The organism is Flavobacterium rhamnosiphilum, from assembly GCF_004349195.1.
In the GTDB taxonomy this organism is placed as follows: Bacteria; Bacteroidota; Bacteroidia; order Flavobacteriales; family Flavobacteriaceae; genus Flavobacterium; species Flavobacterium rhamnosiphilum.
The window spans coordinates 97,002-114,520 of sequence record NZ_SMLG01000002.1 but is presented as its reverse complement, the minus strand read 5'-3'; the positions used below and the strand labels follow the sequence as shown (position 1 = coordinate 114,520).

The 17,519-nt window shown below is 34.9% G+C and carries 12 protein-coding genes; 5 read left to right on the top strand and 7 right to left on the bottom strand.

Annotated elements, in window-relative coordinates:
• From E0I26_RS04160 to E0I26_RS04145, 4 genes are all read left to right on the top strand, one after another.
• Entirely contained in the window at positions 1–738 is a 738-nt protein-coding gene (locus tag E0I26_RS04160; RefSeq protein WP_131915240.1) for a (Fe-S)-binding protein, read from the top strand.
• Entirely contained in the window at positions 735–2,129 is a 1,395-nt protein-coding gene (locus tag E0I26_RS04155; RefSeq protein ID WP_131915239.1) for a lactate utilization protein B, read from the top strand. The genes E0I26_RS04160 and E0I26_RS04155 overlap by 4 nt, the downstream gene beginning before the upstream one ends.
• On the top strand, positions 2,122–2,709 hold the full coding sequence (locus E0I26_RS04150; protein ID WP_131915238.1) for a LutC/YkgG family protein: 588 nt from the start codon (positions 2,122–2,124) through the stop codon (positions 2,707–2,709). Before E0I26_RS04155 ends, E0I26_RS04150 begins: the two co-directional genes overlap by 8 nt.
• Positions 2,710–2,950: 241 nt before the next feature.
• Positions 2,951–4,876, top strand: coding sequence for a sialate O-acetylesterase (locus E0I26_RS04145; RefSeq protein ID WP_131915237.1), 1,926 nt, complete (start codon positions 2,951–2,953; stop codon positions 4,874–4,876).
• Positions 4,877–5,398: 522 nt separating this feature from the next.
• Here the strand turns inward: E0I26_RS04145 and E0I26_RS04135 are convergent.
• Positions 5,399–6,025: a recombinase family protein gene (locus tag E0I26_RS04135; protein WP_131915236.1), complete on the bottom strand. Its 627-nt coding sequence runs from the start codon at positions 6,023–6,025 to the stop codon at positions 5,399–5,401.
• Between the two features lie 250 nt (positions 6,026–6,275).
• Here E0I26_RS04135 and E0I26_RS04130 point away from each other — a divergent pair, with 250 nt between their 5' ends.
• Positions 6,276–6,800: a hypothetical protein gene (locus E0I26_RS04130; protein WP_131915235.1), complete on the top strand. Its 525-nt coding sequence runs from the start codon at positions 6,276–6,278 to the stop codon at positions 6,798–6,800.
• 54 nt (positions 6,801–6,854) lie between these two features.
• On the opposite strand, the gene E0I26_RS04125 is transcribed toward E0I26_RS04130, so the two are convergent.
• From E0I26_RS04125 to E0I26_RS04100, 6 genes are all read right to left on the bottom strand, one after another.
• Positions 6,855–7,568 carry a M48 family metallopeptidase gene (locus E0I26_RS04125; protein ID WP_131915234.1) on the bottom strand — a complete coding sequence of 238 codons (714 nt, stop codon included), beginning with the start codon at positions 7,566–7,568 and terminating at the stop codon, positions 6,855–6,857.
• A complete protein-coding gene (locus E0I26_RS04120; protein WP_131915233.1) occupies positions 7,569–10,622 on the bottom strand; it encodes a type I restriction endonuclease subunit R in 3,054 nt (1,017 codons plus the stop codon).
• Positions 10,615–11,655 carry a PDDEXK nuclease domain-containing protein gene (locus tag E0I26_RS04115; protein WP_131915232.1) on the bottom strand — a complete coding sequence of 347 codons (1,041 nt, stop codon included), beginning with the start codon at positions 11,653–11,655 and terminating at the stop codon, positions 10,615–10,617. The genes E0I26_RS04120 and E0I26_RS04115 overlap by 8 nt, the downstream gene beginning before the upstream one ends.
• A 96-nt stretch (positions 11,656–11,751) precedes the next feature.
• A complete protein-coding gene (locus tag E0I26_RS04110) occupies positions 11,752–13,695 on the bottom strand; it encodes a DUF262 domain-containing protein (protein WP_131915231.1) in 1,944 nt (647 codons plus the stop codon).
• 25 nt (positions 13,696–13,720) lie between these two features.
• Complete coding sequence (locus E0I26_RS16445; RefSeq protein ID WP_165929401.1) at positions 13,721–14,887, bottom strand: restriction endonuclease subunit S; 1,167 nt, start codon at positions 14,885–14,887, stop codon at positions 13,721–13,723.
• On the bottom strand, positions 14,878–17,316 hold the full coding sequence (locus tag E0I26_RS04100; protein ID WP_131915230.1) for a type I restriction-modification system subunit M: 2,439 nt from the start codon (positions 17,314–17,316) through the stop codon (positions 14,878–14,880). The genes E0I26_RS16445 and E0I26_RS04100 overlap by 10 nt, the downstream gene beginning before the upstream one ends.
• Positions 17,317–17,519: the final 203 nt, after the last annotated feature.

The window sequence follows — 17,519 nt, the reverse complement described above, 5'->3', positions numbered from 1 at the left end:
ATGAAAATTGGACTTTTTATACCGTGTTATGTGGACCAATTTTACCCAAAAGTGGCTATTGCAACCTATGAATTATTACAGAAATTAGGCTGTGATGTTCGTTTTCCAATAAAGCAAACCTGTTGTGGACAGCCCATGGCCAATAGCGGGTATGAGCATCTGACTAAAGGTTGTGATACTAATTTTATTGCCAATTTTTCCGAGTTTGATTATATAGTTTGCCCTTCGGGAAGTTGTGTATTGCATGTCAAAGAACATTTGCATGATGAAAACAATGAAGCATTGGCTTCTCAAATGAGAAAGCGAGTTTTTGAATTAACCGAGTTTATTACCGATATTTTGAAAATCGAAATGATTCCCGGAAATTTTCCCCACAAAGTAGGGATGCATCAAAGTTGCCATGGACAACGTGGGTTGAAGCTTTCGCAAATGACTGAGTTGAATGCGCCATTTTTCTCTAAGCCGGAACAATTGTTAAGCAAAATTAAAGGGATAAATCTGGTTTCATTAAGCAGAAAAGATGAATGTTGTGGATTCGGGGGTACTTTTTGTGTAACCGAAGAAGCGATTTCTGTAAAAATGGGACAGGATCGTATAAAAGACCATGAAGACCATCAGGTAGAATACATTACCGGTGGCGATATGTCCTGTTTAATGCACTTAGAAGGCATTTTGAAAAGACAAAAAAGCCCGATAAAAATTATTCACATTGCGGAAATATTAAACGCTACTATATGAAAAATAATTTAGAACATAGCGAAGCCGCAGCGATTTTTAATAAAGATGTAAAACGAGTAGATTGGCATGATGAAACGCTTTGGTTTGTTCGTGAAAAACGAGATAAAGCGGCTTTTCAAATTCCGGAATGGGAATTACTCAGAGAAACGGCTTCAGAAATCAAGAATAATGTGCTTTCGAATATCCATGATTATTTGCTTGAATTTGAATCGAATGCCCAGAAAAATGGAGTTATTATTCATTGGGCTGCGGATGCCGATGAACACAATAAAATAGTCCATTCTATAATGGAAAAACATGGCGTGAAGCAGATGGTTAAGTCTAAATCAATGCTCACCGAAGAATGCCATTTGAATGAATATTTATTCGAAAAAGGAATTGATGTAATCGATTCAGATTTAGGAGAACGTATTGTTCAGTTTAGAAAAGAACCGCCAAGTCATATTGTTTTACCGGCGATTCACCTTAAAAAAGAAGATGTAAGTGAAACTTTTCACGAGCATCTTGGAACCGAAAAAGGAAATAATGATCCGCAATATTTAACCGAAGCGGCACGTCTTCATTTAAGAGATGCTTTCCTGACGAGAAAAGTGGCTTTGACGGGAGTCAATTTTGCTATTGCTGAAACGGGTGAAATTGTAGTTTGTACCAATGAAGGGAATGCTGATATGGGTGTGCACCTTGCTGATGTACATATTGCCTGTATGGGTTTTGAGAAAATAATTCCCCAGCGCAAACATTTGAGTGTTTTCCTTCGATTATTGGCAAGAAGTGCAACGGGACAACCGATTACCACTTTTTCCAGTCATTTTAAAACGCCTAGAGATGGGAAAGAAATGCATATTGTTATTGTCGATAATGGCAGAACGACCCAATTAGGCAGAGAAGATTTCAGGAGTTCATTGAAATGCATCCGTTGCGGGGCCTGTATGAATACCTGTCCGGTTTACAGACGCAGTGGAGGTCACAGTTATCATAATGCGGTGGCGGGACCTATAGGTTCGATATTGGCACCGAATCTTGATATGAGTAAAAATGCTGATTTGCCTTTTGCCAGTACCCTTTGCGGTTCTTGCACGAATGTTTGTCCAGTAAAAATTGATATTCACGATCAATTGTATAAATGGCGTCAGGTATTGGTAAAAGAAGGACATACTCCATTGGGGAAAACGGTCGCAATGAAAGGAATGGCAACCGTTTTGGCCAATCCTATGGTTTTTGATTTTGCTGGAAAAGCAGGACGATTTGTGATGAAAAACATACCGATTTTGGTCAATAATAGCCTTAATCCTTGGTATAAACAAAGAGAAATGCCTGCGCCACCTGAGGAATCATTTAGAGAATGGTACAAGAAAAATGCAAAGGAATCTAAAGACAAACAAAATGAGTAGCAGAACCACTATTTTAGAAAAAATAAAACAAAACCAACCGAAAGCAATCAGTGAATTACCTAATTTAGGTACTTTAGGATTGGAATCTTTTGAGATACTCGATAAATATAAGACGGTATTGAAGGGAATTGGAGGAGACTTTGTAGAAGTTCCTAATTATGATGCTATAATTTCGTTTGTCAAAAAAAACTATGCAACCGAAAAAAGAATGATTACGACGATTCCAGAACTTGCTGAAATTGCAGCGACTGATTGGTTTAACAATGATCCACATACTTTAGAAAATGTAGAATTGACTTTGGTTAAAGCGCATTTTGGTGTTGCGGAAAATTCTGCATTATGGGTAACGGATGTTATATCAGGGCAACGCGTAGCTGTATTTATTCCTCAATATTTGGCAATTGTAGTACATAAAAAAGACATTGTGGAGACTATGCATCAGGCTTATGACCGTATCGGAAATCAAGAATATGATTTTGGGACTTTTATAGCTGGACCTTCAAAAACAGCAGATATTGAGCAATCATTAGTTTTAGGTGCTCATGGTGCCAGAGGATTAACGGTGTTTCTTATGGATTAGGTTTTTATGGTTAAAATGAATAATAACTTCATTATTAGGCGTTTTTTATTCTGTAGACATTACTAAAGCCATAAAAGAACGCGAGATATTATCAGAAATGGTTGTTTGTTAGAATTCACATCCTAATCAAATTTTTTATTGTTAAAGGAGATTCTTTAAGTATCCGAAAGTAATGGATTAACGGTAAGATTATTTACTGCTAAGACTTCAGTATTTACCATCAGAATTTAAATTATATGAAATGAAAAAACGTATATTCTTAATTACTATATTGATTTGCAATTTTGGATATTCTCAAATAAGACTACCCCAGCTTATTAGTGATGGTATGATATTGCAACGACAGACAAATATAAAACTTTGGGGTTGGGCTTCCCCCAATGAAAAAATACAATTGGAATTTAATCACAAACAGTATAACGCAGTTGCATCTGAAGAGGGAAAATGGACAATACAATTGCCACCCCAAAAAGCAGGAGGGCCCCATGAAATGACTTTTTCAGCCAGCAACAAAATTATTTTAAAAAATATTCTTTTTGGTGATGTTTGGATTTGTGGTGGACAGTCAAATATGGAACTTACTATGGAAAGGGTAAGAGATAAATATAGTGACATAATATCTAATGCGAACAATTCAAATATTAGGCAATTCAAGGTGCCTTTTAAATTTGATTTTGAAAAACCGAATGACGATTTTGAATCTGGAAAGTGGATAGTTGTAAATCCTGAGAATATTTTAGAATTCTCGGCTGTAGCATATTTTTTTGCTAATGAAATTTATACAAAATATAAAATTCCAATTGGACTAATAAATAGCGTACTTGGTGGTTCGCCTGCGGAAGCTTGGATAAGTGAAGATGCAATCAGAAAAATTCCAGACTATTATAATGAAGCCCAAAAGTTCAAAGATAAAAAACTGATAGAAGAAATAGAGTCGAAGGATAAAACAATAAATGATAATTGGTATAAGTTAGTAAATAGCACCGACGATGGATTAAAAAATAACTGGTCAAGCCCTGAATTTGACGATAAAGATTGGCAGAAAATGAATATTCCAGGATATTGGGCAGACAATGGATTGGGCAATGTAAATGGGGTTGTTTGGTTTAGAAAAGAATTCGATATTCCAAAAGAAAAATCTGGTATGACAAAGCTTCTGTTGGGAAGGATTGTAAATGCGGATTATGTATTTATAAATGGCAAATCTGTAGGTACTACAACTTATTTGTACCCACCAAGACGCTACTTGTTTGATTCAACTCTTTTGAAGGAAGGAAAGAATGTAATTGCAATAAGAGTAATCAATAATTCTGGAAAAGGAGGATTTGTTTTGGATAAGTCGTATAAACTTATTTCAGGTAATGATTCCATTGACTTAAAAGGTATTTGGAAATACAAATTAGGGGCGAAAATGGATGCATTGCCCTCTAAAACATTAATCAGATGGAAACCGGTTGGATTGTTTAATGCAATGATTGCGCCATTAATAAACTATCCAATTAAAGGCGTTATCTGGTATCAGGGAGAAGCTAACACGAAAAAACCAGCAGAGTATTCAGATTTGATGGAGACATTAATTAACAATTGGCGCACCTATTGGAAACAAGGAAGTTTTCCTTTTATATATGTTCAACTTGCCAACTTTATGGAAGTAAAATCTGCACCAAGTGAAAGTAGTTGGGCAGAATTAAGACAGGCGCAAACGAATACATTATCAGTGCCGAATACGAGAATGGCTGTAGCTATTGATTTAGGCGAATGGAATGATATACATCCTTTAAATAAATATGATGTAGGGAAGCGACTTGCATTACAAGCAAAAAAAATAGCATATGGCGACAAGAAAATTGTTTCTTCTGGTCCATTGTTTAAATCTATGAAGCAGAAAGGAAACAAATTCATTCTAAAATTTACCAACACTGGTAGCGGTTTAGTTTCTAAAGGTAGTACAGAGTTAAAAGGATTTTCAATTGCTAACGAAGACAATAAATTTATTTGGGCAAAAGCTTCTATTAGCGGAAGTAAAATTATTGTATGGAATAGCAATATTTTAAGACCATATAGGGTAAGATACGCTTGGGCGGACAATCCGGAAGAAGCTAATCTATACAATGAAGAAAATTTACCTGCTTCACCTTTTGAGGCAAAATTGAGTGATAACAAATGAGAAAGTGTGTTGTGAAGAAAATGACAGTTACTTTAATAGTGAAAAATATAGAGAAATGACTGGAAAAGAAGTGGTTCAATAGTATTTCCACCACATCAATCCTTTCCAGTTCTAACAACATGAAAAGTCAGTAGTTTTTAATGGTCAATTTACCCAAAAAATGATGGTCAATTTGAATTGGAAAGTATTGGGTCTCATAATATTTTTAGCTTCTATACTACAAATTCCAGTGATATTGACCACCCAATTCCAATTTAAAGTGACCACCTAATTCCGGAACAAAATGACCACCTCCGTTTTATTACCAAAGTGTTTCTTAAAATCTATTTTACGGCTATCTCAACTGAATTAGAAGTGGGATTAAACTAGAAAATGAATGCTGTAGAAACATCGAAATGCAATGGCTTTTAGAAGACATTCGTTTATTTGATAAGATGTTTTTAAATGCCTTTTCTGTATAGTTTTGTAGGCTTTAGTCACTCCTCATCTCTCATATAATCGTGATTGGCTCACAGTTATTTTTTAAGTTAAATTGTTCAACAACTCTTTTACCTTCTTTACAGTATTAGCCGAAACTTTATAATCTGAATCTGATGCAAGTTTTGCAATCTGTCTTAGGGATAGCGTTGGATTTGATTTTATAGCTTTTACGACTCTTTTATGTTTTGATAGCGTTTCCTCTGGAGTATCCTTAGTGTCTTTAACACGCCCTTTATAGACACCGCCCCTTAATTTTGCCTGTAAAATCCCTTCTGCCTGTCTTTCTAATAAACTGGTTTTTTCGAGAGAACTCAACTCGGATAAAATTGTGGTTATAAGGTTGAATACTGGGTTTGCTTTACCATTTATCATTGATTCAAGCCCAAGATTATCTATTTTAACAATTACACCTTTATCATAGAAATATTGAAGGGTTTGTAACACATTAATGGTGTTTCTGCCTGCACGGTCAATCGCATGAAAACGGATATAATTAACTTCACCTGTTTCAACAGCGTCAATCAGTAATTTTCCTTGAGGTCTTTCTTTAAATGGAATAGAACCACTTATAATATCTATAAATAGTTTTTCATCGGGATGTGCTTTCGCCAGTTGGCGAAGGTTTGATTGCTGATTTGTACTCTGACGGATATAACGAGCTTTTTCCATTTGAAAAAATGTTTTTAAGTATGTCAAAAATAGTTAAATTTGATTAAATGAGCAAATTTAGGATGGTATATTTTGCACAATAAATATTATTGATATTATTAGATTCGATATGGTGGAAGTTGTGTAACGTATAAGTATAGTCTAAAATTGATCAAATTATCTAATTCTAAACTTTTTTACTATAAAATCAAGTTTTGATTAAACTTTCTGCTCAATTTCTTATATAATAATTAATTCAAACAAATTTTTTATGAAAACAAATGAGTGTAACAGCGAGATCGCTGAATTAGAGAAAAACAGAATTAATCTTAAAATTAAAAATGTAGAAGGTTACATAGTAAAGAAAAGTAGCTTATCTTCTAATTTAGAATGGTACTATGAGCGCAGGTCAAAATCAAAAGAATGTAAAAAGTCAGGATTAAATTATGCATACTTTATAAATGTACCAGAAAACGCATGTTTTATATTTACAGAGTGTCCTTTATATTGTGAAGATAATCAACTTGATATGGAACTGGAAGAGGGTTGTATAATAGTTACGATTTATGAGTCTCCAGAAGATTTCATGGCCAGTTCACTTGCCGAATTTTATCGTCAAATCTATAATGAAAATGCGGTGTATAGCTGGGATGAATTCGGGTATTATAGAACCAAAAGTAAGCATTATAATATAATTCCAATAGTGGTTGCAATATCAAAATTACGACCAAATAAACAAATTAGGCGTGAACCACCAAAAGAACGAAAAGGTATATGTGATAATTTATTTGTTTAAAAAAGCAAAAAAGAGGTTTCGGCCTCTTCTTTGCTTTTCTTCCATCTTTAATTTCTAATACCCCCATTCAGTATGACTAACCGGCAATCGATTTAATTCTTCTTTTACTTCTTTCCAGTTGGGTAAGAAACTATTCATCAGTGCTACAAAACGTGAATTATGATTTCGTTCCAAAAGATGGGTCATTTCGTGAATGATTATATATTCAAGACAAGTAATTGGTTTTTTAGCCAACTCCAAGTTTAACCAGATTCTTTGCGCTTCAATGTTGCAGGTGCCCCATTTGGTTTTCATTTTCTTGATGCCAAATCCATTTACATTAACATCCATTACAGTTTCCCATTTTGAGATAAGTTCTGGAATCTTTACTTTGAGTTGCGTTCTATACCATTCCTCTAAAATCTCTTTTCTTTTTGCTGTTTCAGTCTCGGGTCTGATATACAATTCAATTGTATTGTGTTTCAGTTTTACTACAGGAGAGCCATTGTGTTCTATAACTTTTAGCAAATACCTTTTACCTAGAAAGTAATGACTTTCTTTGGTTAAATACTCTCGAGGTGCTTCTCTTTTTTGTGCTTTAATTTTGACTTGTTGTTTTCTGATCCAACTTAATTTCGAAATAGCGTAAATGCGAATAGTATCAATATCCATTCTATTGGGCGCAGCGATTTTTACCTTGCCAAAAGGCGGATATACGCTTAAATGGACATTTTTTATATCCTTTTGAGTCACTTCAACAGTAATATCTCCAAGTTGAATTTCCTGCATTTAATACTCCTTTTGATTAACAACAATTTGAAAAATACGTTCTACTTCCTCATCATTATTTAAAACACTGTATAGTGCTCTTTTGATATTTCTTTCTTTTACCAGATCGCCTCGAAATCCATCCTGTTTATAAGATAACACTGCCGAATCACAAGCCATAGCTAATTCAATATTATTATCTAGATTATTATAAAGAGCTACTTTTGCTGGGCTACTCAAAACTTTAGGAACATCTGTCTTTTTACCATCGTTCACTTTTTTGGCTAATTCGGCGATTTTCTTTAGATAATCACCATAGGATAAGGCCTGATTTTTTCTTTCGTGAATGATTGCAGTCAATAAAGTAGACATTTCTTCAAAAAAGGCAGGGTCAATTAAATGGTCTCGGATAATTTTCTGGCGAACGTTGTTTTCTATCGTTTCTGCAACAGCTTGTTGATTGGATTTAATACCTGCCGGCAACGAATTTATCGCATCCGAAATCCCGGAATTTACTATCAAATCCAACAAGGGGATGTCACCAAATGGCGAGACTACTACCGATTCCTCTGCTTGTATATAATGGTCAATCAAATGACGCATATCTGCCTCGTAAGTTTTTAAATCCAAGGTTTCACCACTTAACTTTCTTATTTCCTCCCTTAGTTTCAAATAGAAATCTAGACGGTCTTTGATGTGATTTACTTCTTTTTCATTGTAACCCGCTTCTTCCATATCGCCAGCAATATTAGCGTAGGCCCTAATCAGGGCTACCGTTCCCTTATATAATGCGGTTCTTTGTGCTTCACGCTCTTTTAAATCGGTTTCTATCTCAGTATTACCACAGAAGTAGTGAAAGTACTGTAATTGCTCTTTTGGCGGCGCAACTGGCTCGCAAATCATTTCTAATTCTTCCAGTGCATTATCCAGTCGTTCCCTTCCCATTTTTAGACGGTCTTTCATTAAGACTTCGCAATCCTCTTGGGTAAAGGTTTCCGTATCCAATTCGGAAGTATAGACATTTATAGCATCTGAAACGCTGTCAAACAGGTTTTTGTAATCGACAATATAACCAAAGGTTTTGTCATCTGTGTCCAAACGATTCACGCGACAAATTGCCTGAAATAAGGTATGATCCTGCATGAATTTATCAATGTACAAATAAGTACAAGGTGGTGCATCAAACCCAGTTAATAATTTAGAAACCACAATCAATAATTTCATATTGGCAGGCTCTTCTCTAAACTTTGTTTTGGCGTTATCTTCGTAGGTTTCTGTTTTGGTCTGATTGGGATTGGCGGCTACTTTTTCGAGTAATTCGGAGTAAATCTTGAAGATGTATTCTTTGTCAGTTTCCGTATTAGCTCCTGTGTCTTCGGTGTTAATGTCTCTTGTTGCAGGATTATATGAAGTAATCACGGCACATTTTCCTTTCAACTCTGTTCTATTGAAGAGTTCGAAATACTTGCAGGCTTCATAAATACTGGAAGCCACCAATAAAGCATTTCCTTTTTCGGTGGATAATCTAGGTTTGGTGCTAAAATCAAAAAGAATATCGCTCACCACTTTCTCCATTCGGGATCGAGAACTCAATACATTTTGCATAGTTCCCCATTTCTTTTTCAGTTCCGATTTTTGAAAGTCATTCAATCCTCGTGTTTTGGCTTCAAACCAAGCATCTACTTTGGCTGGGGAAGATAATTTCTGGTCAATATCCCGTCCTTCATAGACTAGGTCTTTGACTACTTCGTCTTCAACGGCTTCGTTAAATTTATAGGTATGAATGTAAGAACCAAACACTTCCGAAGTCGTTTTTTTGTCTTGCTTTAGCAATGGTGTACCTGTAAACCCAATAAATATGGCATTTTGTAACATGGTTTTCATAACCAAGTGTAGTTTTCCGCTTTGAGTTCGATGGCATTCATCCACAAAAACGTATAATTCGCCAACGGTTTGTACCGGGTTTTCTTCTAATTCTGTTATAAAATCTTCAAAGTTATCTTCCGTTTTCTTCCCGAATTTATGAACCAAGGAACACAACAACCTTGGCAATGGTTGAGTTAATTGTTGTAAAAGTTCTCTTCCGCTTCCTGTTCTTTTGACAGGCTCTCCTGCATCATTGAATACCCTTTCTATTTGTTTGTCGAGTTCGGTTCTATCGGTTAAAATAATCACTCGGGCATTGGCATTATTTTCTAATATCCATTTGGCCAACATCACCATCATGATACTTTTTCCGGAACCTTGGGTATGCCAGATAATCCCGCCTTCTTTCTTTTTGATACGTTCCTGTGATGCTTTTAATGCAAAATATTGGTGTGGACGTGGCAGTTTTTTTATCCCAGCATCAAACAAAATACAGTTGTGAATAATGTCAAGAAATCGCTCTTTGTTGCAAATCTTTTTTAAATACTTGTCTACTTTGAGGTCACTGTTATCTTGCTCTTCTTCTTTCCAGTTCAGGAAGTATTTCTCTTTGGTTTGTATGGTTCCATAGCGTAAGCCTTGGGTGTCATTACCCGCCATGACAAATTGAACGGTAGCAAAAAAGGATTCAATAAATTCCTTTTGCTGATTGGTGATGTTTTGGCGAATACCTTCCGTAATTTCTACCAAACCCCGTTTGAGTTCCAGAACGCCCAGCGCAATTCCATTGACATACATTACAATATCAGGTCGTTTATCCCGATTGCCTTTTATGGTCACTTCCTCGGCAATGGCAAAATCATTGTTTTCCCAGTTTTTCCAATCGATCAAATGAACTGTGGTATAATTGGTTCCAATGTCTTCTTTTATTTTTATGCCATACCGTAGCATAGCATAAATTTTCTTATTCTTTAGGTACAAATCATCGCTAAAGCTATCCGCCACTTGCTTGAGTTCATAAATAGCTTTGCTGAAAACAGTAACAGTATAGCCTTGTTTGAGTAAATAATTCCCCAAATAGCTTTCCTCAATATTGCTGTTTTTTTCTCGGTCTTCCCAATTGCCGTAATATTTGTAGCCCAACTGATCTTTGAACAATTTGACAATTCGGTTTTGGGAATGGCGTTCTATTTGTCCTATGTTATTCATGGTCTTTATCCATTAATTTTTGTTGTGCAATTGCTACGGCTCTGTGTAATTTTTCCTGCAATACTTTTTGCGAAGGCAAAGCAGTCAAATAATCGGCTACTCGAATGTTGCTTTTGTCCAATTGCATAAGCTCTACATGCTCTTCATTTTTGCCCGTGCAAAGAATAAGTCCAATGGGTGTGTTTTCCCCCTCTACTTGTTCGTATTTTTCCAGGTATCGCAAATATAATTCCATTTGGCCTTTGTTACTGGCTTCAAATTCGCCAATTTTTAGATCAATGGCTACTAAGCATTTTAATCTTCGGTGGTAAAAAAGCAAGTCAATATAATAATCCCGGTTGTCTATGGTGATTCTTTTTTGGCGCGCCATAAAAGCAAAATCAGTACCCATTTCGGTGATGAAACGTTGTAGTTCTGCCAAGATGGATGATTCCAAATCTTTTTCGGAATACATATCTTTTAGTCCTAAAAAATCCAAGAAATAAGGATCCCTAAACACTAAATCAGGACTTATTGTTTTTTCGTTTTTCAATAATTCCAAATCATTTTTTATGGTTTGTTCTGGCTTTTTGCTAATGGCAGTACGTTCGTAAAGCATGGATTGAATGCGTTCACTAAAGGTACGAACACTCCATTTCTCATGAATACACATTTGAGTGTAAAAGTCCCGTTTTAATGGAGTATCTAAATAAATTATCAACTTTAAATGTGACCAGCTCAATTGTCTCCACAGTGTAGAGACAATTTGCTCGTTCTCAAAGATATTAGCAAGTTGTATACAATGTCTTAATTGTTTTTCGCTCCAGCCTTTACCATACTGTTGTGTCAATTGTATACTCAGTGCGTAGACAATTTGTTTACCGTATTCCGCTCTCTCGTTTTTTAGTACTTCGTTGTTAATGCGTTTACCCACATTCCAATAGAGCAAAGTGATTTCGGCATTTACGGCAATGGCCACATTTTGCTTACTTTGCTCAATAAGTTGTGTTACTTCGCTATAAAGTTGTACTTCTATTTTTGCTTCTTTGCTCATTATATTAATGGTGTTTTGATGCTTCAGTTTTTATTTAAAACTTTAATAATTTGGTTTAAGGAAAGGCTTAAATTTATCTTATAGTGATCATGAGAGTTAATTTGAATAAATTTCGCTAATTATTCTGAAGAGTAATTCTTGACGCTCATTGATGGCTTCTCTTGTTAAAAGACCATCTGTGTCTGGTTCATAACTTTTAAAGTGTTTTTTAATATCGTGAGTGCAATTATTTAATGATGCTTGATTAACAGAGTTTGTTAAAATTCTGTTCCAAATAAAACCGCTTTGTTGGTATGATTTTAATTTTTTCTTAAAGATCCAATTACTAGTTCTAATGTTTTCGTTTCCTTTAAAAAGTATAACAGCACCTAATCTATTTCTTTCTTCAATAAATAATTTTTCATCAAATTCGCCTTTTCCATCTTTAAATTGATCCATTATTTTTTCATTGTTTGAAAACATATGCTCTATATGGAAACCATGTGTTGGCCTGTTACCACTATGAGTGATGAAATGTAAACTCTCTTGTTTGGCAAAAGATTGTTCATTAAGTAAATCGGCTAAATATCTATCAACTCTTGATAAAACATATTTAGAAAAACGACCATCTATTTTTGCTTTTTCAAAATTTTTATATTGAAATATATCATTAAAAACTGTAATTGAAAAATTATTTTCGTTGAAGTAAGGTATTGTAACACTATCAAAAGCATCGTTTATTTCCACAAGTGGTTTATTACGTATTGCTTTGTTTAAATCATAGTATAATTTCTGACGCTTATTATTATCTCCTGCGCTAATTAAACTAGATATGGTAAAAAACTGATCGAATTTCTTGGCGACTAAATTGATTTTTGCATCATGTTCAGGGTCGTTTAATGTAAGAGCAGACAAAATTAAAAGAAATTGCTGTCCTTGCTCATTAGCGTAATTTGAAGCAATGTTAATATTTGTTCCATTTTTGGCATGGGCAGAAATTTGCAAATAGAGTTTGTAGAAATATTTAAAATCGTTTTTTATAAATTTCTCTATTTTAGAGGGATTACTCCTGTCTAAGTCTTTAATTATTTTGTCATTAGATAATAGGTTCCGATGGTATTTATTAGCAAATTGTTGGTATTGAAATGCAGTATCAGCATATTTTGCCCTGAAATAAGTTCTGAAAAAATCGTCTACGTTTTTATAATTTTCATCAATATTGAAAAATGTTTTTAATCCGTCATTCCAAATTACGTTACATTCTTCTTTTTTATCAGTGTCTAAAACCCCAAGTAACATTCCTTTTAAAACTTCATGAGGTTCTAATTCTTTACCTCTATCGTTAGCCGTTTCAAATATCATTGCTACATCTTCTTTATGTTTAATCACTTGCTCAATAATTAAAACTTTTTGTAAAAGATTGTAAACATAGTAATTGTATTTTACGGCATTAAAAGATCCATTTTTATCATAGAAATAACCATCATAATATTTAGATATAATTTGATAATTATCTTTTAGGTTGAGCTGGGTAATATTAGTAATGTCGGCATCTAAAATTGTTTCCTCTTCAAATATTTTTTTTATGATCGTGTTTCTATCTACATTAGAAATTTTAAAGTGTTTTACACTTGCCATATCTTCTTCATAGATTTTCTCACCGATAAATTTCTTAACATTTAATACAGCTTCTCCTTTATCAATACCTATATGATACAACTTGATAAGAAGCAGTAGGATAGTGGTCAAACGTTGCTGACCGTCAACAATATAAATATTGCTGCCTTGTTGATTTAGCATTATGGTATTAAGAAAGTAAGGCTTGAAATTTTCGTCTACATCTTTGAGAATATTGGGCAATTCGGATGATTGATTTCGCTTGTTTAATTTTAGATTATTCTCAAATCTTAATTCAATATCAATGATTAATTGAGTGACAATTTTATATTCTTTATCATCGCTCCAACGGTAATCTCTTTGATATACATCTAAACTATAAGGTCTTGGGTTTCCGAAAATATAGTTTATATCTCTTTCTTCAACATCAATTAATTTTGCCATATTTTTTTTGTGTGTTTGTTTTTATCTAAATCAACCTCGTTTTCCCCGTTAACAATTCCTGCATCATCCCCAACTTTATTTTTTTATATTTATCTAGTTTTTGCTCTAATGTCGTAAGTTCTGCATCCATATCCGAAAGAATCGTAGCGATTCGGGTTTGTTCTTCGTAGTTTGAAATAGAAACTTCTATCTGCTTTATTTTGTTTGGGCTTATTTCTAAAAATGTACTTCCACTAGCGTTTTGTATTAAAACATTTTTCAACGTAGTAATTAAATAGTATATATATTCATTATTGTAACCTGTTTTTGCAACAAGAGATTGAAATCCTTGATTTGTACAGCCTTCATACATTAAAATACTTACGTCTCCAATTCCAGCACGAGAAGTAAGCAAAATTGAACCAATAGGTAAAATTTTGCCAGAGGAATTTATAAATCCTTCTTTGGTTATTTTCCTTACACTTTCAAATGTGTATTTGTGTTTGCCAATTTCAGTTGGTGTAAACCAGTTTATTGTTCCGTTCCAATATTCAGGAATAAAGGTACTCGGAGTTCCTCCTCCGATAACATCGCAGATTTCCCCCAACTTCTTCACTTCCCAACCTTCTTTTGGTTTCAAAAGTTGTTGCATTGCACCCTGTTTGATGTTGCGTTTTTTGGCAATTAGTTTTTCTAAACCCGTTATCAACGCATCAGCATCGGATAGGGCAGTGGCAATGACGGTTTGTTCTTCGAGGGATGGTTTTTTAATTTTGATTTTCAAGCAGCTATTTTTATTCAGCTTAGGTTGGGCTGTACCAGAATTGAGCAATGAATAATTAAGACTTTCTAAGTAATTAGTTAAAAAAACTATATCAAAAGTTTCTTTTGGTTTTAAAACATGAGCATGATTGTTTACCCAAATTTTTCCTTTCACTTGAAATGCTAAAGGCAAATTTCGACTTAAAATATTTTCCCCATCCTCTCCAAGTAAAATCAAATCATCATCAAAAATGTAATCATCTATATAATCAATAATCCCAGATGCACCGTAATATGGAAATATACCGCTAATCTTCGTTCTATCACTTGATTTTATAGGTTGTCTCTGTCCATCTAAAAAGTCAACAGCCTCAGATAATTCACAAATCTCCCAATCATTAGGAACAATCCCTATTTCAGTTTGTTGGTATTTCTCTAATATTAATTCCATACCAATCCCATTTTAACCAAATGTGCATTCACTTTTTCTTCTAGCGTTTCCACTTTGTTCTTTAGTTGTGGCATAGGGTTGTCATAGCGATCCGCTAGTTCCTTGATGCGTTGGGTTAAGGCTTGGCTCACGCGTTCCATTTCGGAGGTAATAGCGCTAGCAATGGTATGCATCCATTTGTGGTCTACTACCAATGTTTTTATTTCGGTTTCTGTAAGCGTTGGGTATTTGGCTACTACTAATTTTTCTAATGCTTTTAAAGCTATTTTCAACTCCGCATTAATCTTGGTGTCTTGTTCCAAGAGTTTCAAATAGGTTTCACACACTTCCAGCTCTTCTTTGGGTGCTTTTTCAGCCTTTTTCTCTTTGAGTAATTTGGTTACTTCGGCTTTATTAATTTTGTCTAAATCACCAAAGAGCCCTCCTTCAGCACCGTGTTCTTCTTCTAGTTCCGTTTTGGTGGCTTGTCCTGCTTCTTTTTTGGCATTAAAAGCATCAATAGCATTTTGTTTTGTTGCAAAATAGTGAGCAATGATAAGGCTTGGCGGTATCAATCGGCCTTCAAGCCCCTCTAATCCCTCTATGTCTTTACGTACGGTTTCTTTTTTAGCGTTCTTGCTTTCTTTCGCTAGTCGGTTTACTTCGTTACCCGCTTTCCAGCCATCGGTAGCAATTACATAAATATCGTCTTGCATGGTTTCGCTCCAATAGGACATCAGGTGTTGGTACACATCATATTGGTCTATCAAGGGACGGTCATCGTAGGTATGCAATAAGCTTTCAGAGATGGTGTGAATCACTTCTTTGGGTTTGCAACCCGCTTCCAGGTTTTTAAGTTTGCTGGTTGTTTGTGCTGTCCATTCTTCCAAAACAGTCAATAAACCATACGTAAACGAAAGGAACTCAGGATGGGTAAATATTGTATTGTTTAATTCAGAAGCCGGGACGGTCAATTGTGAATACTTCGTTGCGTCAATATTCTTAAATAAAACGGTTTTTAAGGCTGGATATATTTTCCAATAGTCATTCAGGTTGTCAATATCCACATTTGGAATACCGCCTTTTAAATGCGCTAAAATATCTTGTATATCTTCGGTTTCCTGACTGTCAATATATCTTGGAATGTTGAGGTTGTAATCGTTTTTGGCATCTGCAATTTCATCAATGCCCACCATGCGGCTATACTTAGGTACTTCGAGTTGCTTGTTGAATACATCTACAATTTTGTGAATGTCCTGGTCACGTAAGCGGTTTTTGTTACCGTCTTTCATGAAACCTTTTCCAGCATCAATCATGAAAATTCCTTTGCGGGTATGGGCGTTTTCTTTGTCAATAAGAATAATACAAGCGGGAATTCCAGTGCCATAAAACAAGTTGGCAGGCAATCCAATGATCCCTTTTATCAGTCCCTTTTTGATGATGTTCTTGCGAATTTCACTCTCGGCATTACCACGGAACAAAACCCCGTGAGGTAAAATGATAGCCCCTTTTCCTGTACTTTTCAAGGATTTGATAATGTGAAGCAAGAAAGCATAATCACCATTCTTGTCTGGCGGTGTGCCAAAATCCTTAAAACGTTTGTATTTATCATTCTGTGCATCGACACCATTGCCCCAGTTTTTTAACGAAAATGGAGGATTCGCCACACAATAGTCAAAGGTTTTTAGTTTTCCATCTTCTTCCCAGCGTGGTTTAGAAAGCGTATTGTCTGCCCAAATTGATGCTGATGGTTTGTTGTGCAAAATCATGTTCATACGTGCCAAACCAGCCGTTGCCGTTTCTTTTTCCTGTCCGTACAAAGAGATTTCTTTTTCAGCTTCATCGGCTACTTTTAAAAGTAATGATCCGCTACCACATGTTAAATCATATGCTGTAGTTTGGGTAGTACTGTTGGCATCATTGATACCCAGAATCTTTGCCAACACCTTACTTACTTCTGCTGGCGTATAGAATTGTCCTTTTGATTTACCACTTTCGGTAGCAAAATGGCGCATCAGGAATTCGTAGGCATCGCCCAGGATATCATCGCCTTCGGCTTTGTTTTTGCTAAAGTCCAGTTCCGGTTTATTGAAAATTAGAATCAGTTTAGACAAGGTATCTACCATTTCTTTTCCGCTTCCCAATTTGGTTGGGTCATTGAAATCCGGGAAATCTTGTAGTTGGTTTACTTCCTTTATTGGATTTAAAATTTTCTTGTTGATGTCATCACCGATGGTTTCTTTTCCCACCAAATCGACCATGTCTTTGAAGCTCGCACCGTCAGGGATAACGAGAGGGGCGTATTTATCACCTGAATATTTATCGGAAATGTATTTTACAAACAACATTGTAAGTACGTAATCTTTGTATTGAGAGGCATCCATTCCGCCACGTAATTCATCACAACTAGCCCAAAGTGAGCTATATAATTCAGATTTTTTGATTGCCATTTTAGTATGCTATTCTTTATGTTTTTGTATTGATAAATTCAATCTCTTTTTTGGCTAAAGTAAAGATTATTTAATTAATAGGAATGTGGAAGACGATAATAGGAACGGATTTATTTTTATAAAAGAGAGTGAAAAAAAATAGCCCTTCAGGTATGATAGTAAAGCCTTTGCTCCTTGGTGAGAAAGGCTGCTATAATTATTTG